The sequence below is a fragment of the Marininema halotolerans genome (assembly GCF_900116235.1).
Lineage (GTDB): Bacteria > Bacillota > Bacilli > Thermoactinomycetales > DSM-45169 > Marininema > Marininema halotolerans.
Genome location: NZ_FPAA01000004.1, coordinates 265,795 through 285,689 on the forward strand (window position 1 = coordinate 265,795; position 19,895 = coordinate 285,689).

Annotated in this window: 21 protein-coding genes; 10 read left to right on the top strand and 11 right to left on the bottom strand. The window is 43.3% G+C overall.

Translation table 11 applies throughout. The features are described from left to right. The first annotated feature begins 50 nt into the window (after window positions 1-50). The gene (gene yneA / locus CHX35_RS07095) at window positions 51-332 is read left to right on the top strand and encodes a cell division suppressor protein YneA (RefSeq protein ID WP_176391948.1); all 282 of its coding nucleotides are present in this window, start codon (window positions 51-53) and stop codon (window positions 330-332) included. A 64-nt stretch (window positions 333-396) separates the two neighbouring features. Here yneA and CHX35_RS07100 read toward each other — a convergent pair whose 3' ends face one another. The 6 genes from CHX35_RS07100 to CHX35_RS07125 form a co-directional block, all read right to left on the bottom strand. Then, entirely contained in the window at window positions 397-858 is a 462-nt protein-coding gene (locus CHX35_RS07100; protein WP_091836048.1) for a hypothetical protein, read from the bottom strand. An 84-nt stretch (window positions 859-942) separates the two neighbouring features. After that, window positions 943-2,337, bottom strand: a complete 1,395-nt coding sequence (hemY, locus tag CHX35_RS07105) for a protoporphyrinogen oxidase (RefSeq protein WP_091836050.1) — start codon at window positions 2,335-2,337, stop codon at window positions 943-945. After that, window positions 2,330-3,274 carry a ferrochelatase gene (gene hemH / locus CHX35_RS07110; RefSeq protein ID WP_091836052.1) on the bottom strand — a complete coding sequence of 315 codons (945 nt, stop codon included), beginning with the start codon at window positions 3,272-3,274 and terminating at the stop codon, window positions 2,330-2,332. Before hemH ends, hemY begins: the two co-directional genes overlap by 8 nt. A gap of 12 nt (window positions 3,275-3,286) precedes the next feature. Continuing rightward, on the bottom strand, window positions 3,287-4,330 hold the full coding sequence (hemE, locus tag CHX35_RS07115; RefSeq protein WP_091836054.1) for a uroporphyrinogen decarboxylase: 1,044 nt from the start codon (window positions 4,328-4,330) through the stop codon (window positions 3,287-3,289). Between the two features lie 259 nt (window positions 4,331-4,589). Then, window positions 4,590-4,859, bottom strand: coding sequence for an acylphosphatase (locus CHX35_RS07120; protein ID WP_091836056.1), 270 nt, complete (start codon window positions 4,857-4,859; stop codon window positions 4,590-4,592). A 52-nt stretch (window positions 4,860-4,911) separates the two neighbouring features. Next, window positions 4,912-5,997, bottom strand: a complete 1,086-nt coding sequence (locus tag CHX35_RS07125; RefSeq protein ID WP_091836057.1) for a tyrosine-type recombinase/integrase — start codon at window positions 5,995-5,997, stop codon at window positions 4,912-4,914. A 414-nt stretch (window positions 5,998-6,411) separates the two neighbouring features. Between CHX35_RS07125 and CHX35_RS07130 the strand changes: the two genes are divergently transcribed. Next, on the top strand, window positions 6,412-7,128 hold the full coding sequence (locus CHX35_RS07130) for a hypothetical protein (protein ID WP_091836059.1): 717 nt from the start codon (window positions 6,412-6,414) through the stop codon (window positions 7,126-7,128). 80 nt (window positions 7,129-7,208) lie between these two features. Then, complete coding sequence (locus tag CHX35_RS07135) at window positions 7,209-7,454, top strand: hypothetical protein (protein ID WP_091836061.1); 246 nt, start codon at window positions 7,209-7,211, stop codon at window positions 7,452-7,454. Window positions 7,455-7,488: 34 nt separating this feature from the next. Here CHX35_RS07135 and CHX35_RS07140 read toward each other — a convergent pair whose 3' ends face one another. Further along, window positions 7,489-8,697 carry a winged helix-turn-helix domain-containing protein gene (locus CHX35_RS07140; protein WP_091836063.1) on the bottom strand — a complete coding sequence of 403 codons (1,209 nt, stop codon included), beginning with the start codon at window positions 8,695-8,697 and terminating at the stop codon, window positions 7,489-7,491. A 185-nt stretch (window positions 8,698-8,882) separates the two neighbouring features. Here CHX35_RS07140 and CHX35_RS07145 point away from each other — a divergent pair, with 185 nt between their 5' ends. The 6 genes from CHX35_RS07145 to CHX35_RS07170 all read left to right on the top strand — a co-directional run bounded on the left by CHX35_RS07145 (window position 8,883) and on the right by CHX35_RS07170 (window position 16,577). Then, a complete protein-coding gene (locus tag CHX35_RS07145) occupies window positions 8,883-9,740 on the top strand; it encodes an SDR family NAD(P)-dependent oxidoreductase (protein ID WP_091836065.1) in 858 nt (285 codons plus the stop codon). A gap of 207 nt (window positions 9,741-9,947) precedes the next feature. Beyond that, window positions 9,948-10,958 (top strand): LNS2 domain-containing protein, encoded by a 1,011-nt coding sequence (locus CHX35_RS07150; protein WP_091836066.1) that lies wholly within the window; start codon window positions 9,948-9,950, stop codon window positions 10,956-10,958. Between the two features lie 204 nt (window positions 10,959-11,162). Continuing rightward, window positions 11,163-12,614, top strand: a complete 1,452-nt coding sequence (locus CHX35_RS07155) for a SulP family inorganic anion transporter (RefSeq protein ID WP_281252063.1) — start codon at window positions 11,163-11,165, stop codon at window positions 12,612-12,614. Between the two features lie 174 nt (window positions 12,615-12,788). After that, on the top strand, window positions 12,789-13,214 hold the full coding sequence (locus CHX35_RS07160) for a VOC family protein (RefSeq protein WP_091836070.1): 426 nt from the start codon (window positions 12,789-12,791) through the stop codon (window positions 13,212-13,214). A 274-nt stretch (window positions 13,215-13,488) separates the two neighbouring features. Next, on the top strand, window positions 13,489-14,907 hold the full coding sequence (locus tag CHX35_RS07165) for an alanine/glycine:cation symporter family protein (RefSeq protein ID WP_091836071.1): 1,419 nt from the start codon (window positions 13,489-13,491) through the stop codon (window positions 14,905-14,907). A 251-nt stretch (window positions 14,908-15,158) separates the two neighbouring features. After that, window positions 15,159-16,577 (top strand): alanine/glycine:cation symporter family protein, encoded by a 1,419-nt coding sequence (locus CHX35_RS07170; protein ID WP_091836073.1) that lies wholly within the window; start codon window positions 15,159-15,161, stop codon window positions 16,575-16,577. 168 nt (window positions 16,578-16,745) lie between these two features. Here CHX35_RS07170 and CHX35_RS07175 read toward each other — a convergent pair whose 3' ends face one another. Next, on the bottom strand, window positions 16,746-16,964 hold the full coding sequence (locus CHX35_RS07175; RefSeq protein ID WP_091836075.1) for a helix-turn-helix domain-containing protein: 219 nt from the start codon (window positions 16,962-16,964) through the stop codon (window positions 16,746-16,748). 10 nt (window positions 16,965-16,974) lie between these two features. After that, a complete protein-coding gene (locus tag CHX35_RS07180; protein ID WP_091836077.1) occupies window positions 16,975-17,442 on the bottom strand; it encodes a DUF2975 domain-containing protein in 468 nt (155 codons plus the stop codon). A gap of 430 nt (window positions 17,443-17,872) precedes the next feature. Here CHX35_RS07180 and CHX35_RS07185 point away from each other — a divergent pair, with 430 nt between their 5' ends. Beyond that, window positions 17,873-18,328 carry a ferritin-like domain-containing protein gene (locus CHX35_RS07185; protein ID WP_091836079.1) on the top strand — a complete coding sequence of 152 codons (456 nt, stop codon included), beginning with the start codon at window positions 17,873-17,875 and terminating at the stop codon, window positions 18,326-18,328. 503 nt (window positions 18,329-18,831) lie between these two features. Here CHX35_RS07185 and CHX35_RS07190 read toward each other — a convergent pair. Further along, on the bottom strand, window positions 18,832-19,248 hold the full coding sequence (locus tag CHX35_RS07190; protein ID WP_091836081.1) for a hypothetical protein: 417 nt from the start codon (window positions 19,246-19,248) through the stop codon (window positions 18,832-18,834). A 94-nt stretch (window positions 19,249-19,342) separates the two neighbouring features. Continuing rightward, complete coding sequence (locus CHX35_RS07195; RefSeq protein WP_140413568.1) at window positions 19,343-19,822, bottom strand: hypothetical protein; 480 nt, start codon at window positions 19,820-19,822, stop codon at window positions 19,343-19,345. Window positions 19,823-19,895: the final 73 nt, after the last annotated feature.

The window sequence follows — 19,895 nt, forward strand, 5'->3', positions numbered from 1 at the left end:
GAAAATACAACGCATAGCTTGTACCATTCAAAGTTAAGGGTGGGATGTTAGTGAAACGGTGGATGGCAGTTTGCGGACTCATCATGGTAATGATTCTCGGTTTTTGGGCGTTTATCGGGGATAGTCAAGCATCTGAACATGACGCATACCAGACAATCGAAGTAAAGGCGGGAGAGACCTTGTGGTCCATTGCACGCCTGTATGGTGATTCAAATGAGGACGTTCGAAAAACCGTCGATCTCATCCAGGAGGCCAATCATTTAGATACTGCCATGATTCAACCCGGACAAAAATTGCGCGTACCTATCCCTTCTGATGAGGGTGGTCGATAATTATAAATAAAAAGAGGACCGTAACTCGTTACGGTCCTCTTTTTATTTTCTGTTTTTTTTGTGATCAGCGATATTGAATATAAGTAATCTCTTTCTTCAATTCACCGATGCCTTCCATGCTGTGGAGAACAATCACCGGGATGATATCATCCTTTGTTGCATCGGAAAGCGTCAGGTTGACTAATTTGATGTCATGATAGATGAAGGTGAAATCGATGGGGTGATCGACATGCCCTCGATTAATCTGTTGATCGACCGTGTGTAATTGGCTACTTAAACGATTTAAGCGGTCGATTAACTTACGCTTCATCTCTTTGTTTAATTTGTAATTGGAATGCTGTTCAACGGTGGTCTTGTATGTCTCGGAGATCTCATTAAGGAGTTGAGCGCCTTTTCGTTCTTTGAACTCCTCAATGTACGATTGTGTACGCGATTGATCATAAAAGTGATTCAATACCAATGTAAGAACAACAATACAAAGGTAGGTGAGAGAGGTTCGTAATATTTTTTTCAGTTTATCATTCACAGGTTCTCCTCCTGCCATATACCTTGTATCACATATATATGGACAGGAAAGACAAGTTATGATGGCTGAAAAGGAAAGGACGGGTTACTGAAGTAAAAAATGGAGGGAGTCATCCACCGCTTTTTTCCCTTGATCAATACAGTCTGGAATACCGACTCCACGATAGGAGGCCCCAGCAAGAAAGAGACCCGGGAGGTGAGTCGCTTTCTTCTGCACCTCTTGCTCCCAATCAGCATGACCGACGGTATATTGGGGCATCCCAAATGGCCATCGAGTGACCAGAGTGAAGGTGGGCTTTGCATCAATTGCGAGAATACGCTTTAAGTCTTCCCGCACCTTGGCGATAATGTTTTCGTCGGTTTCCTCAACGATGGCCTCATCTTTGGATCGACCGACATAGCAACGAATTAAGCCCTTACCTGCTGGAACGGTATGTGGCCATTTTCGATGAGTCCAAGTGCAAGCAGTAATCGTAGTATCTTCACTTCGTGGAACCACAAAGCCTGTTCCATCCACTTGTAACTGGACATCCTCTTCATCATAGGCAAGCAGTACCGTTGCAACTGAAGTGGCAGGGAGTTCATCGGGAGGAAGTGGCCAGGTGATTTGGGGGAGTAGATGACGCATTTGCTGAAAAGGTGTTGTTACGATCACACTCTCTACCTCAAGGTCCTCTTTACCCTCTATATGGAGGCGGTAGCCATCTTTTGTCCTGTTGATTTCTTGAACACGGGTATTTTTATGGATCGCTGCACCGGGTAGTTTTTTTTCAATCGCTTCGACAAGACTTTGTAAGCCATGTTTAAGGGTGAGAAATTGTCCTTTGGTTCGACCCACTGTCGCTGTTGGTCGGTTTCGACGCATCCCCATAATCAGGCTGCGATGTTTAGCTTCCATTTCGGCAAATTGGGGAAAGGTTGCCTCTAAACTAAGGTGGTCTAGACTCCCTGCATAGATACCAGACAAAAGCGGTTCAATCAGGCGGTCAACTACTTCATTGCCTAATCGACGCCGAAAAAAAGCACCGACTGAAAGATCTCCCCCTCGATTCCCCCGTGGAAGAAAGAGATCTCCTGCAGCGCGAATTTTCCCTCCAGGTGAAAAAAGCTTGGTGAGAGCGAAGGGGGAGAGACGGGTAGGAATTCCCATCATGGACCCTTCAGGGATTGGATGTAGTTTTAAATCATGGAGTATATAGGCCTGTCCGGTACGGTTGCGCACGAGATCCTCTTTGAGCCCGACATCAATGGCTAATTGCTTGGCACTCCCTTTTCGTTCTAAAAAAGAATCAGGCCCGGTTTCCATTACCATCCCATGACTGCGAATGGTTTCGATCTTTCCGCCTAACCGTGAAGTGGATTCAATCACATGGATCGAGAGGGGGAGGTGATGTTTTTCCGCTTCTTTTTGCAAATAAAATGCGGCGGTTAATCCTGTAATCCCCCCACCGATAATAGCGATCCGTTTCCGATTATCCATGTTGAACAGCGTCCCATTTCTTTGCGATCACATCCGCGAGACCATTGATGAATTCGGGTTTGGCATTGGGCATATCCGGACGATAGTACCGAGCACCTAATTCGTCACATACGACTTTACATTCATAGTCGTTGTCATAAAGCACTTCTAAGTGTTCGGCTACAAAACCTAGCGGACAGTAAATAAACCCTGTATATCCTTCGTCGTGGTATAGGGTACGTGTCAAATCCTGCACATCGGGTCCTAGCCATGGTTCGGGGGTTTGCCCAGCACTTTGCCAACCGATTGCATAATGCTTGATCCCTGCGGCTTGAGCAACTAATTCCGCAGTTTCTTCAAGTTGCTTGGGGTACGGATCACCCTGTTGCAAAATTTTCTCAGGTAGGCTATGAGCCGAAAAGATCACGACGGTTTTTTCTTGTTCATGATTCGGAATAGCACGGAAGGTCTCCTGAAGTTGATTGGCCCAATACTGAATAAACTTCGGTTCTTTATACCAACTTTCCACTGCATGGATGTGGGGACCACCCAGCTTATGGGTTTCTTCAATGGCGCGTCCGTTGTAGGATTTCACACTAAAGGTTGAGTAATGAGGTGCGAGTACAATACTGACGGCATCGGTTAGCTGATCATCCTTCATTTCTTGAATCGCATCTTCTATGAATGGTTCAATATGTTTCAAACCCAGATAGAGTTGAAACGTGACATCCTCATAGCGGCGATTTAACTCTTCACAAAGCGCTGCTCCTTGATCCTCAGTGATTTGCGCCAGAGGTGAGATTCCCCCAATGGCATTGTAGCGATTCGTTAAGTCCTGTAATTGCTCTTCGGGAGGTCTACGACCATGGCGGATGTGTGTATAGTAGGGCTCAATATCCTCGGGCTTACGAGGCGTACCATACGCCATTACCAATAGTCCGACTTTATTCTTCTGCATCGGTAAAACACCTCAATTCTGTTGCGAATACTCGTGAATAAATGCGGTGAGACGTTGGAGCGTCTCTACTTTAATATCGGGATAGGTTCCATGTCCAAGGTTAAAGATATGACCCGGCACTTTCGCTCCTTGATCGAGGATTTCCTTTGCCTGGGCTTCGATCATCTCCCATGGACCGAGAAGCAAAGATGGATCTAGGTTACCCTGTAAACTCTTTTGAATTCCTAGCTCTTCCCGTGCAGTATGGATCGTAACCCGCCAGTCCAAACCAAGAACATCCACTTGGAGGCGGTTCCATTCCGTTAAAAGGTGTCCAGCACCTACACCAAAGTAGATCGTGGGTACATCCGTCGCTTCCTTTAATTCACCAAAGATGCGATGCATGATGGGGGCTACATACCGTCGATAATCCGGTTGGTTAAGAGCGCCTACCCAGGAGTCAAAAATCTGTACCGCTTTGGCTCCAGCAGCAATCTGGGCTTTTAAATATGTAACCGTAAGGGTCGCTAATTTGTCCATTAGGACATTCCAAGCCTCTGGTTGGGCATACATAAATGCCTTAGTAAGGTGATAATTTTTCGAAGGACCCCCTTCAATCATATAGCTAGCCAGGGTGAAAGGAGCACCTGCAAAGCCAATCAAAGGGACGGATAGTTGCTGTTCCAACATCTTGACGGATTCAAGAATGTAAGGAACATCTTTTTCGGGCTCCAGTTCGCGCAATTGAGAAATATCCTCCACATGGCGAATGGGGTTTGCAATGACAGGGCCAATGCCTGACTTAATATCCACATCGACTCCGATGGGCTTAAGAGGTGTCATGATATCGGCAAAGAGAATGGCAGCATCGACGCCCAATTGCTCAACGGGGAGACGTGTTACTTCTGCACAAACCTCGGGGATTTCGTTCATTTCAAAGAACGTATACTTCTCTCTAATTTTTCGATACTCAGGCTGATATCGCCCTGCTTGTCTCATATACCAGACCGGAGTATGATCCACAGCTTCTTGGCGACAGGCTCGTAGGAAGTTATCATTAAAGGGTTGTTTTGCCATGGTGACACACCTTTCACTATTTAGAACGACTATAAATAATGTACACCCTTATTATACCCATAACCCACCCGATCAAGGAAAGGATCCAGGAAAGTGTCATCAAATCGTCTCCATCCTAACCGACTGTTACTCTCTTAACGAGCACATTGCAAATGAGAGAATGCCTTGAGGTTCTGTGAAATCCTCAAGGCATTCTCTCATTTGCGCTAAAAACATGATCGTCGTTTGTTGCCCCTAAAGGCTTCTTTTTCCATGGGAGTTAACGAACCTCAAAGGTATCGTACTCCTTTGTAAGCGATTTTACCGATTCATCCAGTTTGATCACACGGGAACGAAAACTTCCTCGTCGAACCTTTTTTAAAAATCGATTCATCGCTTCTGTATCCCCTTGGGCATCAATTTCTACCGTGCCATCTGCACGATTCCTGACCCAACCACGGAGTTTCAAACGAAGGGCGACCCGCTTGGTAAACCAACGGAACCCAACACCTTGTACACGACCATGGACAATGATGTGCTTTCGCTGCATAAAATGCCTCCTGACTCCACAGTCATTCCTTATTAAAAAGGAAGGGACTTGTTTAGATCCCATCTCCAAGACGATCCAACGCACTGTCTTTTTCGGCGTTAATGACGTGGGTATAAATCTGGGTGGTTTGAATACTGGAATGACCTAATATCTCTTGAACAACCCGTAAGTTTTCTCCATTGGATAACAGGAGAGTCGCCAATGTATGACGCAATTTGTGAGGGGAGATGCTAGCGGCTTTTGGTGGTAGATTAGCTTCCCTCGCATATTTACGAATCACATCTCCTACGGCTTTACGACTAATTCGTGAACGATTCTTATTGAGGAGTAAAGCCTCCTCATGGTTTGGTTTGATTTCGGTTTGTGGGCGATGGACAAGGTATTGCTGTAATCCATCAGCGGCAGGGCGGTTTAGTTTTAACATCCGCTCCTTACCACCCTTCCCGAAAATAATGACGCGCAAGGTATCCCCATCACGCTGTATACTATTTAAATTTAATCCGATAAGTTCTGAAACACGCATCCCGGTATTGAGTAACAGAAGGATTAATGCACGATCCCGATACTCATACCAGTGCTGATGACGCCGTTTCTGTTTGTGATGATATTGACTCACTGCTTGAACCAAACGCAAAGCTTCATCGCGTGTGAGGAAGACAGGTACCTTTTTTTGAGTACGGCTTTTTAACCCTGTATCCTCGTATTCTTCCATGGGATCACGTTCAAGAACGCGTGATTTGACGAGATAGCGAAAGAGGGAGCGTAGCGAGGCCCGTTTCCGTTGTTTCCCTGAACGAGAGTTTTCACGAAAATGCGTTCGCTCGACCCATGTTTCCTTTCGTTCACCCGTTACGGAATCTTTTTTTATCAGTTTGACACGAGTCGTTCGCTCATAGCCATTTTCAATATGGCGAAAAAATCGCTTTAACAGGTGAGCGTCGACTGAATCGAGGGTAGCTCCTTTTGTCTCCAGCCAATCGAAGAAAAGGGCAAAATCGTAGGCATAGTTCGCGATCGTTTGTTTGGATCGGTCGGCGCTGATCATCTCCAGAAAGAATTCACGCACATCTTCTGGAAAGCGAATGATGATACGGTTAATATTTTCGGGTAGACGCCGGGAAAAGGGGATGTCAGCCATACAAGAGCTCCTTCTCTAAAATAAATGATAGGCTCTGTTCTATCATATACCCATCCCTCTCTATTTTAAAAGCATGGAGGAGAATCTTCCGTTATATAGGATGGGTTCACTGAGGGGGATAAGTATTGTAGATCAATTTTACAAAATTAAATGGAGCAAAATTGAATTGCATCTTGAATAAGAAAAGCTAGAAATGGTAGGATCACTATCAAGGGATTTGAATGAGAGGGGGGTAAATAAATAAATTGTAATAACGCTGGTGATTTGGAAGATTGCGAGAGTTGGCGTTTCATCAGTGGAAATGACCCTGTTTGAGAAGGTCATTCAGAATTCCTCTAGTGGGTTCGATTACATAAAACTCTCTTCGCAACATTGCAAATTTTTTAACAACCAAAATCACAGGGGGAATTTTGATTGAAAAAAGGGATGATGATGGCGTTAACCATCGGCTTACTACTTAGTAGCACGACAATAAAACCAATCGCTTACGCAGATGGTCATTCGGTTCTACGCTCCACAAAAAATAGTACGGTGAAGTTTGATAAGGTTTCCATATCAACAAAAGGGAACGTATCTAACATCGTCCTTCGCGATGAAGAAGTTGCTGATCAAAAGCATAAGGCATATCATATTCACATTGATAAAGAAAAGAAAACTTATAAGGCCACACGGATCAAACCCACTGAAGATCTAATCCCTGCCAAAAGATCATCCAAGGCGGTAGAAGGAACCGGTGGATATCATGCTTGGGTGAAAGCGGTGACCGATGATCCACCTGGATTGGATCTCGCTAGCACGACATTAAGTCTTGATTGGAATGATGACAAGGATACCATCCAAATAAACGATCATCAACTGACGACTTGGGTGGCCAATCCTTCTCCACTGAATACGCATTGGTTTAAATCTGACTCCACACTTCAGCAGCCGATCCGATATGATGATAAAGTGCGAGTGATTGGAGAAGCTGGCTATTATAATTATGATTTTTTGCTTCCCAAAAAGAAAACCTCGGTAACTCATCACATTCAAATTGATGCTAAAAAAGAGGGAACCTACCGTTATGAGGTAAACTGGACTGCGAAAGGGGAGCTTCATTGGCTCTTAGACCTTGATATTTATACAAACTAGACAAAATGCCTCCGGCGCAATGGAGGCATTTTGTCTAGTGACTTGGCAAAACCGTTTATAAAGGGTAGAGGGGATGGATCATGGACTTTTTTGATGTGGTGACGCCTTTGTTATGGACGTTCTATGTGCTTAGTGTCCTGTTAAGTATCTGGGCGGTGAGGAAAAAATCCGTTTTCCTACTTTTAATCAGTATGGTGATTAGCGGAGGATTTTCATTGTTGGCAATGATGTCAATTGGGACGTACCTGATTCTTTTAACGGTTCTTCAACTATTAGGTTTAATCTGGGTGATTCTAAAAAAAGCTTCTGGAACCTCTGAGAAGTGAGGGTGAAAGGATGGGCTCATCCTCTTCATTCTTATCAATTTTCTGTGTTGGCAATGACCACCTTCTGAGCACAATGGAAATCCGCAAAATCGTTGATCGCTTGGTGAAGTCGATTTTGCAGTGAGGGTGTCTTGGTAATCGTCGATTCCAATTGCAGGCGTACATGAAGTTGTCTATGGGTTCGATCTAACTGTGGATCCATCCGACCAATCAAACGCGTTCCATCCAGAATTGGCATGGCAAAGGCACCATATTGCCTTTTGGCCCGTGGGGTATAGATTTCCCATCGGTAGTGAAAGTCAAAGAGATCAGCAATTCGTTCACGCCGCCATAATAGATTATCTAAGGGTGGGAGAAATCGGATCGGATCATCTGTGTTTTTCTTATGGTTTCTCTCATAACGTTGGAGCCAATCCACATCCTCAGTGGACATGTAGTAGGATCGCCGTACACCCTCGATAGCGATTGGCGTCAAAGAGCCTTCCTCACACTTTTGTTTCACGACGTGTTGACGTTCCTTGGCACGCAATTTTAGCCAGCCAAAGCGCGCATCCGTTGGATCGATGATGCGATACGCCCGCAGGTATTTATCGATCAATCCACGGGTGGCATCGATTAAAGGCATTTTATCTGACAGATCCAACAGGGCTTTGGGTATCGTGCGGGCGGTCAAATCAAAGAAACGTTCATTTCCTTCTCGGCGAACCACACGAAGCTGGCCAGAGTCAGTGAGTAAATTAAGGACATGGGAGGTTACTTTGGTGGTCGCTGCTTTGTTATCCCAATATCCATGAACGCGATCCGATGATTGAAACGCTCGGGAAGGAAGAGGACCTTCCTTTTCTACCATGTTCAACACCTCTTGTACGATGGAGGAATACGTATCAAGTTGAGGCTGCAGTAGCTCTTGCCTCCGTTGACGAATAGGCTTGAGCAAAGGGTAGTCTTCCATGGGGAGTACACAAGCGGCGTTTGCCCAGAATTCAAACACATTGCCCTCGCTTAGCAAATGGTTTAATAGGGATGGGTGATATCCAGGGAGGCGGGCAGCTAATACTAAGTGTTGATTTTTTTCTACGATGGAGACTGCATCCAATTGCACACATTCGAGTTGTTGAATCAATGTGAGTACATCGGATGGCGTCGGATCGGTTTCTTTGAAAGGGCGGGATAGCTGTTGAACGTCAATGAGAAATTGGCATAAGGCCATACGACTGACTGAGAAGGGCGAGGGTTGGCTCATTGGCACCACCTTATTGGTAGAATAGACAGACGTTAATGCCAAGGTATCATATCCTCACCACCGAAACAAGTGTTCGTAATTTTTCCCCTGACTGGGTGCGATGAATCAACCCTTACTACTTGACCTGGATAAATGACGGATGTCATGATGATACCAATCGACCAACGATATGGAGGGAGAACAGCATGCTGACTACGGATACCTCATCACCCGTTGCACTTATTACCGGAACATCCAGTGGGTTTGGACTTGAATCTACGATTGCCCTTGCGAAAGAAGGATATATAGTGATCGCCACTATGCGGAATCTTGAAAAGCAAGCAAGGTTATTACAACGAGCCGAACAAGAAGGGGTTTCTAACCAAATTACGGTGATGAAATTGGATGTGAGAATCGAGCAGGAAATCGAGGAAACGGTAAACGCCATCATCGAAAAGGAAGGTCGGATTGATTTATTATTAAATAATGCGGGTTATGCATTACGAGGCACGATGGAAGAGACTCCGTTGCATGAGTGGAGGTCCATACTCGAGACCAATTTGTACGGGGTTATTGCCATGACCCAAGCAGTACTGCCTGTGATGAGAAAACAACAGTCGGGTAAAATTATCAATGTCTCCAGTGCATTGGGTTTCATGGGACTCCCGACCTTTGCTGCCTACTCTGCTTCGAAATTTGCAGTGGAAGGGTTTAGTGAAAGCCTTCGCTTGGAAGCGCTTCCTCTAGGAATTTATATATCGTTGATTGAGCCAGGTTCATTTCAAACCGATATTGTAAAGAATCATGTTACGGTAAAATCAGAAGATTCCCCTTATTACCAGGTCGTTAATGGGATCAATCGGATGGAATCTAAAGGAGAGGGGAAGGCTGGCAACCCCAAGAAAATTACTGGGATCGTCCTTCGAATTGCTCGTGCTCGTGCGCCAAAGTTTCGTTGGGTGATGGGGAAGGATGCAAAGGGACTTTATTGTGTCAAGCAAATACTTGCATGGCGATGGCTAGAGAAGATCGTCCTTCGCGTGTTAACCTCCGCTAAACCGTAAATATTAGGGTAGCGTGCTGTCTGGTAGATTCCTCGAATCAACTGTCTAAAGAACTCAGAGCCATTCAATGGATTGGCTCTTTTTTTATGGCCTTATGAGGAGGATGAAAAACATCATTTCTAAACATCAATTTAAAAATAATATAAAACAACCCCCATATACTGATTTTAAGGCCATCAAGTGATCGATGAATGAGGAGGAGTAAGGATGAAAAGAAAATGGTTTCAGCTAGCAATGTTGTTGGTGATCGCGTCCTTTTTGATCGGGGTGGGACCCGATTCCATTGCCAATGCAGCGTCATCATCTTCAACGGTTTCAACCATTTCGACAGATTTTGATTTTAAAGAGTCCGAGTTTAATGCTCCTAAGACAGGATTTAACTATTATTTTAATAAGTTATTAAGCTCTCATACACCTCATCATAACGGCTATGACCTGGTTGTAAATGATAAGGATCCACAAGTGATTAAAGGGAAATTTCAATATGGCGATTTGCGCAAAGACCTCGAAGGGGAATGGGTATCGATTTATTCCTATTCATTATCTGGAGGGAAAGCAGGTTGGCACAAACTAGGAAGAGCCAAAACGAATCGAGATGGTCGTATCTCCTTTACGATTCCAGCAGAAAATCACCTTCCCCAAGGCATTCATTTGATCAAGTTATATGTTGAAGGCGATGGTACCCATGCCAATATGTATCTGTACAATCTTGCAAATCCCTCAAAGACGGTCGTCTTTGATATTGATGGCACGCTAACGACCGATGATTGCGAAAATATAAAAGAGTATCTCAATGAGCTGTGGGATGGTAACTACAAAGCTAAAATGTACCAAGATGCAGACAAAGTGGCTCGTTATTATGCGGATCAAGGCTATCACATTGTTTATTTGACAGCCCGGCCCTATTGGCTGACAGAGAAAAGTCAAACGTGGTTGATGGAGCATGGATTCCCCCGTGGCATTCTGCATACCTATGATGGTGATAAACTCTTAGTCGGTGATAAAACCACACGGTATAAAAGAGACTTCCTCCAGGATATTGGCTCTAAGGGCATGGCGCTCGAAACTGCCTATGGTAATGCCAGCACAGATATCGATGCGTATTTATCCTATGGATTAACGGGTAATCACATTTATATCATTGGGAAAAACGCAGGAAGTAAAGGCACGACTCCCCTTAAAAACTATACCGATCACTTGAATGGGCTTATCCATTAATTCTTAGACACCTGAGGGTCTATTTTCTAGATCCTTGGGTGTTCCTTTTATATGAAGGTGCTACCCACAAGTTGACAGAATGATGTACAATAGTAGAGTTGCTTTGAGCGTGAGTTGCTTTTTACAAAGCCTATTGCACTGCAACGGGCTTTTTTTGTTTGGTAAATTGATTCTGGATGGACACATCATGAAAGAGGGATGATAGTGAAAGGAAGCGAACAAACTTATTTGACACAATGGACAAGCAATATACGAGGGGACATTCTGGCGGGCATGACGGTTGCCTTTGCTCTAATTCCAGAGGCAATAGCCTTTTCAATCATTGCTGGAGTGGACCCCATGGTCGGTCTTTATGCTTCATTTTGCATTGCGGTGATCATCGCATTTGTTGGTGGTCGACCTGGTATGATCTCTGCTGCCACGGGAGCGATGGCGTTACTCATGATTACGTTGGTCAAGACCCATGGGATTGAGTATCTCTTTGCAGCAACCATCTTAACCGGAATTATTCAGTTCCTTCTCGGCTTGCTAAAAGTGGGACGTTTTATTACCTTTATCCCTCATTCGGTCATGGTCGGTTTCGTGAATTCACTCGCCATTCTTATCTTCATGGCGCAACTTCCTCATTTTGTAGGTGAATCCTGGATGATGGTGGCTATGGTGATCGGGACGTTGGCCATTATTTATTTACTTCCCAGAGTAACAACGGCAGTTCCTTCTCCGTTGGTAGCTATTATTTGTATGAGTATCATTGCCTTCGCATTTCATTTGGATTTGCGCACTGTGGGGGATATGGGAGAAATTAAACAAGCATTACCCATTTTTCATTTACCTAGCTTCCCTTTGAGTATGGAAAGCTTTTGGGTGATTCTGCCTTACTCCTTTGCACTTGCCCTTGTTGGCATTTTGGAGTCATTGCTCACTGCTCGCATTGTTGATGAAATGACCGATACACAAAGTGATAAAAACCGTGAGATCAAAGGACAAGGAATCGCCAATATGATTACTGGTTTCTTTGGTGGAATGGCAGGTTGTGCCATGATCGGTCAATCGGTTATTAATACCAAGTCGGGTGGAAGAGGGCGATTATCCGCCTTGGTTGCAGGAAGCTTTTTGCTGTTTTTAATACTGGTCCTAGGCGACGTTGTAAAACAAATTCCGATGGCGGCCTTAGTCGGGGTGATGATCATGGTCTCCATCGGTACCTTTGACTGGCAATCGATTAAGGATCTACGAAAGATTCCGCTAAGTGACTCCTTGATCATGCTGACGACGATGGCGATTGTGGTCGCCACCCACGATTTAGCGAAGGGTGTAGCTGCTGGAGTGATCTTAAGTGCGTTAATTTTTGGCTGGAGAATCGCCAAATTAAACGTATCGATTTCCCAAGAAGGAAACACGAAGGTTTATCACGTTTCTGGCCAAATGTTTTTCGGCACGATGAATCATTTTGTGGACATTTTTGATTATCAAGAGGACCCGGATGATATTATCATTGACTTTAGTCACGCACATATCTGGGACCACTCGGCGGTCACCGCGATCTCCAAGGTTCACACCAAGTATGAGCAATTAGGTAAAGCGCTTATCGTACGTGGGATGAATGAAGAAAGTCAACTGTTAGTTAACCAGATTGGTTATGGTACTTCCAATTAAAAAATGCGTGTTCAAGAAAACACCAAGCGAGCCGCGGTGCAACACTTCGGCTCGCTTGGTGTTTTCTGGTGGTAAAAGTTAGCAAGAAAAGGCGATCGATTAAAGATTGCTGGAAGGAACCACAGAGAAGCATGGTGAAATGAATAGTTAGTCAAATTAAGGAGTTGATGCAATGTGATCTCAAATGTAATCCCTTATATCATGATGGATGGAAATGCGAAGGAAGCCATCCTTTTCTATCAAAAAGTACTTGGGGCTGAACTTCTTAACCAACAAACCTTTAAAGAAATGCCGGAAAATCCTGAGTTTGCGATACCAGAAGAAGCGAAGGAAAGAATTTCCCATGCCACGCTAAAAATAGGGGAGAGTCATCTTATGTTTTCAGATACCTTCCCAGGGCAATCGCGTACAAAGGGAGATCAGGTCACTCTCTGCATTAACTCCACGGATTCCTCATTTTCAAAGAAGATTTTCGAATCTCTTCAACAAGATGGCGAAGTAAATATGGACTTACAAGAAACCTTCTTTAGTCCTGCTTATGGGATCGTTACCGATAAATTCGGCGTTTGTTTCCAAGTTTATACGGAAGAAAAATCGTAAACCTTTTGCATTAGACATCAAAAAACCGGTTACTATTTTATCAATAGGACCGGTTTTTTTGTGTCGTCATTGAGTAACCACATGCCTGGCGAGCATGTAGTGGTAGATACGATTATATATGGAATATAACCATATATTATAGGATATGTTAGAGGAAGTATCTGAACATCTTGATATTTATCCCGTATTTGATATTCTATTTATTACCTGTGGTGTTAAATGCTTATTTATGTAATAATTTTATGTGGATACTATCTTACAGGAGGACGTTACTTTGTTGAATTCATTTGTCACTTCGGTCAATGGTGTATTATGGAGCTATGTGCTCATTATCTTATTGTTGGGCTTAGGGGTCTACTTTACTATTCGAACGGGATTTGTGCAGGTTCGTCATCTTAAAGAGATGTTTTATGTATTGAAGGATCGTCCCAAGGGCGGATCGGATAAAGATATTACTTCCCTGCAAGCCTTCTTTATCGGAGCAGCGACTCGGATTGGAACGGGGAATGTCGTTGGGGTAGCAACTGCCATAGCGTTAGGGGGGCCAGGGGCCGTGTTTTGGATGTGGATGGTTGCGATCGTCGGTTCTGCATCTGCCTTTGTTGAAAGCACACTGGCTCAAATCTACAAAGAACGTGATGAGGTGGGATTTCGTGGAGGTCCTGGCTATTATATAAAGAAGCAACTTGGATCTAAGCTGATGAGTGGCATCTATGCCATTACCATCTTGCTTAGTTTTGGTCTCGTGTTTATCGCGGTGCAAAGTAATACCATTGCCTCTTCATTTAATCGGTCCTTTGATCTAAGTACCACCATGGTCGGAATTGTACTGGCTGTATTAACTGCACTGGTGATTTTCGGCGGAGTAAAACGAATTGCTCGTGTATCTGAAATCATTGTTCCTGTGATGGCTATTTTTTATGTTGCGATGGCGCTGTATGTATTCTTCGCACACATTACTGAAATTCCGATGGTTCTTGTAACCATTTTTAAAGGTGCGTTTGGTCTAGATCAAGTAGTAGGCGGTGGATTTGGTGCTGCTCTTTCGTGGGGGGTAAAACGAGGGCTGTTCTCCAATGAAGCAGGAATGGGGAGCGCGCCCAATGCCGCCGCTACTGCAGTGGTTTCTCACCCTGTGAAGCAAGGGTTAATCCAAGCACTTGGTGTTTTCTTTGATACATTGATTGTTTGTAGTGCCACTGCCTTTATGATCTTAACCGCTGGGGTAAAACCATCCGAAAAGCTACAAGATATTCAATTGACGCAAGCGGCAATGGGGGATCACTTTGGTTCCTGGGCAGGAGCTTTCCTGGCAATCGCAATTTTCACCTTTGCCTTTAGTTCGATTATCGGGAATTCCTACTACGGTGAGTCCAATCTGCGGTTCCTTAACAACCATCGTGTGACAACCGTAATCTATCGCATCCTGGCAATAGGAATGGTGATCTTCGGCGCAAAAGCGAAATTTGACTTGGTATGGAATCTGGCGGATATGACGATGGCCTTAATGGCTCTGACCAACTTAATTGCTATAATGTTGTTAGGGAAATATGCCTTTGCTGCATTAAAGGATTACCTCGCCCAGCGAGAGGCAGGAAAAGATCCGGTATTTTATGCAGATAGCATTGAAGGTTTAAAAGGCGTTGAAAGTTGGGAGCCATCTCCGCAAAAAGATAAAACGAAGCAAGGATAATTACCATCAAAAAACCCCTCTTATCTAATGATAAGAGGGGTTTTTTGATGGTAAACAATCTGCTTGCCAACTGTTGTAGCGTGTCAGTAAAAGCCGAGTCATCAAAGATCCTCATAAAATAGATGCATATTCAATGGAATCCAATTAATAGAAAAAATAGGGTTATATTTATTCCGTTTATTACCTGTGGATATTCATTGCAAGTTATGAGATAATTCATTAAAAAGAAACTGTTTAGGAGGCGATTGTAATTGTTAAATAATTTGGTAATCAGTGCGAATGAATTTTTATGGACTTATGTCATTATTGCTTTATTACTTGGGTTAGGGGTCTACTTTACCATTCGAACGGGCTTCGTGCAGGTTCGTCAAATTAAAGAGATGTTTAGAGTCCTCAAGGATAAACCGCCAGCTGACTTAGACGAGAAGAATCGAGTCACTTCCTTGCAAGCCTTTTTTATCGGGGCAGCAACACGGATTGGTACCGGTAACCTTGCAGGTGTAGCCGGCGCGATTGCTACAGGGGGTCCTGGGGCCGTATTTTGGATGTGGTTAGTTGCTGTGCTAGGTGGAGCCTCTGCTTTTGTTGAAAGCACATTAGCGCAAATCTTCAAGGAAAAAGACGCTGTGGGTTATCGCGGGGGACCTGGCTACTATATTAAGAAGCAGCTGGGTGCTGGCTGGATGAGTGCAATTTTCGCCGTAACAATCATTCTCAGCTTCGGTCTCACCTTTAATGCTGTACAGAGTAACACTATCGCATCCGCTTTCAGCAATTCTTTTCATGTTAATACAACGATGATGGGGATCATTCTGGCAGTATTGACTGGTCTGATTATCTTTGGTGGGGTTAAACGGATTGCGCGCTTCTCGGAAATCATCGTCCCAGTTATGGCTGTATTTTATGTAGGGCTTGCTCTATATGTAACCCTTTCGAATATCACTGCGATTCCCGCTGTATTGGAACTAATCTTTAAAAGCGCGTTTGGTCTTGAACAAGTAGTAGGTGGCGGGTTTGGTGCTGCCATCATGATGGGGGTAAAGCGAGGGCTGTTCTCCAATGAAGCAGGAATGGGGAGTGCACCTAATGCTGCGGCTACTGCATCAGTCAGCCACCCAGTTAAACAAGGTTTCATTCAAGCACTTGGGGTTTTCTTTGATACCTTGCTAGTATGTAGCGCAACGGCATTTATTATTTTGACATCAAGTGTAGTTCCCTCTGAAAAATTAAAAGATATTCAATTAACACAGGCAGCGATGGGGGATCACTTTGGTTCGTGGGCAAGTATTTTCCTCGCAGTGGCCATCTTCACCTTTGCATTCAGCTCCATTATTGGAAGCTATTACTATGGGGAGTCCAACATTGGCTTTATCAACAAAAGCCGTACAACCCTTTATATTTACCGAGCACTGGCCTTGGGGATGATCGTGTTTGGAGCAATTGCAAAAGTAGATATTGTGTGGAACCTAGCAGACCTAGCGATGGCTTTAATGGTGATGACCAACTTAATTGCCATTATGTTGTTAGGGAAGTTTGCCTTCGCGGCATTGAAGGATTACTTGGAACAACGTAAACAAGGGAAGGACCCTGTCTTTTATGCGGATACGATTGAGGGTCTGAAAAACGTTGAGTGTTGGGAACGTCCTGCTAATGAGAAAAAAAGAGCCTAACGCGAAGTTCGCATAACCTATGTAAAAAGCCTGCTAGTTTGTCGGTGTTGTTAACCGAGGCTAGCAGGCTTTTTTTGTATTTAGCGCGGTTATCTGAGCCCTAGAAAGCAATAACTGGAGGCTGAAGCAGTTGGATTTCATTCCAGTTATCTAAAACTTTTACTATCCTTAAGTCTTCTCTTCATCACTTTTGTATTCTAAAAGATCCCCAGGCTGACATTCTAACGCTTTACAAATGGCGTCTAACGTGGACAATCGAATTGCTTTTGCCTTTCCATTTTTCAATATAGAAAGATTCGCCATTGTAATTCCAACCCGCTCTGAGAGTTCTGTGACGCTCATTTTCCGCTTAGCCAACATCACATCAATATGGATGATAATCGCCATGTTATTCACCTCAGATTGTTAAATCATTTTCTGATTTTATGTCGATGGCATTTTTTAATAGCTTTTGAAGGATAGCAACAAAGACGGCTATCATAAAGGAAACAAAAGCAATCAACGTTGCGATTAGGGGGACTGGTGGATCCACCGCCATCATATGGAAGATCGGTATTCCTGATACATATAAAATACTGATTGTAAATGCACAAACTTTCATCGTCTTCAAACCTTTTACAGTCAACTCTGAAAACGCTTTATTTTCGTCAATATAACGTAAAAGTTTAAAGGATTGATACAGGAAAAAATAAAAAGGAAACGATGTAACATACAAAAAAACGATAAAGAAACGTTCCGGGAATGGCCACTCTGTATTACTGTTAACTGCTTGAATTAACTCTGGGAACACAGCGATGCATATCGCAAGCACCGGTAGACCGATAAGAAACACAGCTACCTTTAAAAAGAATGTCTCTCGTTTCAAAGCACCCACCTCACATGTATTTGTCACATTGACTCTAACACATTATTTATTGTTTTACAATAAATACTTATCGATTTGGAAGGTATTTTTGATGAGTGTCACACTTGCTGACATCTACCGGAATGGGAGCGGGTTGAAGACCTACACTGGCTAAATGGCTGTGGTCAGACTGGTTGTAGGTGTGTTTGTGATGTAATTCAGTAGGATCTTTGCCAGGAGCAACTTTTAATCTAGGAGAAAGAAACAAAAAGGGGAGAGGTTTTTTGATTTAAAAAGATGGGGCATTGGCACACGGATATATGTGCGGCTACATATAATGAGGCAGATGGAGGGGAACTAACACTTGTTAGAAGTCGACCCTTTCATCAATCACCTTGATCCGTCTCATTGATGGATTCTTCCTTCGTGAAGTAAATAGGGGGGCAAGAGAATGTACATGTATGTGAATCAATCCCAGGGTTTCGCCAATTATCAGACAAATCCTCAAATAGCTGTCATGCTAATTAAGGAAGCCATGGGTGATGAGAAGAACGATGCGATGTTTTATCAGTACCTCATTAGTCACGCTCCTGATGAGGAAGATCGACGCGTTATCCAGTCGGTCCGAAATGATGAATTAAAGCACCATAACATGTTTAAAACGATTTATTACCATCTTACCGGTCATTATCCAACAACCGAAGAACATTCCTCCTTCACTCCACCCCGTAATTATCCGGACGGTTTACGAAGAGCCATCTTTGGTGAGTCTGGAGCGGTGGAATTGTATCGGAGAATTTGGTTTGCCGTTCCAACTGAAATATATAAGAATATGGTTTTTGAAATCATGACTGACGAACAAAAACACGCCGCGCGTTATAACTACCTGTATGCGAAGACACGATAACGATCAAGCGCGCATCAGATTAACAATTAAATAAGGCCGTAGTAGGGCTTTTTTCTTTTCGGTAGGGCTCAACAGGGTAATAAACCTTCTAAAATGACCAAAAATCACCCTTATAACGTTACAAAAGAATGATTTTGTAACGTTATATAGAAAAGGTGGGGTCATGACGGATTTGCATGGGGAAAAACCGAATAATATCTCACTTAAAGAAGTTAACTAGGCTTTTGAGATATTTTAATAAGATGTATCTCACACAGGTAATATTGGTCTATCGTTAAATTAACTAGGGTTTATATCTCATTTAAATCGGTGTTATATTTTTGATTACGATCCTATTATTAACTATTTTCATGTGTATCCAACATAATTATTCAGGCCTATCGGAAACGCACTTTTGATCTCGTAATTTACTACCGAAAATTGATTTCTAGTTTCATGATAAAAAACCATCCAGCTGACTCTTTCAAAGGTTGAGCGTGTTGGATGGTTTTGTTGCCTTCAAGTTAGTTTGAACGCAATACGGAAGTAGGTGTAAATATCCCGTTTCCGTAGGTGCTTTTAGTTACCACATAGAGAAGATTAGACTGAAAGGTTTTGCGGATGTAAGGAAAGAATTGTCGATATACTCCCCTGGCGATGTTTTCCAAACTGGGAGAATAGTTTACCCGCACAACCGGAAGTGGTGGTTTGGGTACGTTTACACCTCTTTGCGCTAAGGTATGAAAACTCCACCGCTGCCCTATCGTCTGGTTAAACATTTGTTGCACTTTAATAATATCTGCAACAAATTCTCTGTCATTTGATACATCCTCTTCAATACCCATGATAATTTCTAATGGAGAAAGTGGCGCATAACCAAAGTTAGTTACATAATTCAGTGTCGTAATTAATGGATTTTTAACTTCAACCCTTCTTGCCAAGTTTATCTCCTCCTTCACCAATCTTTCATACGATGCAGCAGTCTATCAAACGATGATCTGGAACTCCCGCGATTTATTCTTGATAGACGGTTGATTAAAATGAGGTTCTTTGTTGTAAAAAAGTTTGAAGTCTAGCAAAGGGTGTAAATATCCCATTTCCGTAGGTACTTACAGTCACGACATAAATAAGATTGGCGCGGTAAGTTTTTAAAATAAACGGAGCAAATCTGCGATAAACCCCTCGGGCGATATTTTCCAAACTGGGAGAGTAGTTCACTCTCACAACGGGTAGCGGTGGTTTGGGAACTTTCACCCCCCTTTGCGCTAACGTGTGAAAGCTCCATTGTTGCCCAAGTGTTTTGTTGAATATTTGCTGTATTTCAATTATATCCACAACAAATTGACTATCATTATTTGCGATATCTTCAATACCTAAGACAATTTCTAATGGAGAAAGTGGCGCATAACCAAAATTGGTCACATAATTCAGTGTCGTAATTAATGGATTTTTAACCTCAACCCTCCTCGGCAAGTCGATCCCCTCCTTTGCTAAATGTAGTGCAGTGTATGCCAATCCCCTAAAAGACGAAACCGCTTTCTGGAATGAAGGGCCACTTAAAGGTTGTTTTAGTTTGTACAGATAAAGG

Excerpts from the sequence above, each read along its gene's own strand:
- hemY (WP_091836050.1), bottom strand. The coding sequence starts at position 2,337 with ATGGATAATCGGAAACGGATCGCTATTATCGGTGGGGGGATTACAGGA.
- hemH (WP_091836052.1), bottom strand. The coding sequence starts at position 3,274 with ATGCAGAAGAATAAAGTCGGACTATTGGTAATGGCGTATGGTACGCCT.
- hemE (WP_091836054.1), bottom strand. The coding sequence starts at position 4,330 with ATGGCAAAACAACCCTTTAATGATAACTTCCTACGAGCCTGTCGCCAA.
- CHX35_RS07120 (WP_091836056.1), bottom strand. The coding sequence starts at position 4,859 with ATGCAGCGAAAGCACATCATTGTCCATGGTCGTGTACAAGGTGTTGGG.
- CHX35_RS07125 (WP_091836057.1), bottom strand. The coding sequence starts at position 5,997 with ATGGCTGACATCCCCTTTTCCCGGCGTCTACCCGAAAATATTAACCGT.
- CHX35_RS07135 (WP_091836061.1), top strand. The coding sequence starts at position 7,209 with ATGGACTTTTTTGATGTGGTGACGCCTTTGTTATGGACGTTCTATGTG.
- CHX35_RS07140 (WP_091836063.1), bottom strand. The coding sequence starts at position 8,697 with ATGAGCCAACCCTCGCCCTTCTCAGTCAGTCGTATGGCCTTATGCCAA.
- CHX35_RS07145 (WP_091836065.1), top strand. The coding sequence starts at position 8,883 with ATGCTGACTACGGATACCTCATCACCCGTTGCACTTATTACCGGAACA.
- CHX35_RS07150 (WP_091836066.1), top strand. The coding sequence starts at position 9,948 with ATGAAAAGAAAATGGTTTCAGCTAGCAATGTTGTTGGTGATCGCGTCC.
- CHX35_RS07175 (WP_091836075.1), bottom strand. The coding sequence starts at position 16,964 with ATGGCGATTATCATCCATATTGATGTGATGTTGGCTAAGCGGAAAATG.
- CHX35_RS07185 (WP_091836079.1), top strand. The coding sequence starts at position 17,873 with ATGTACATGTATGTGAATCAATCCCAGGGTTTCGCCAATTATCAGACA.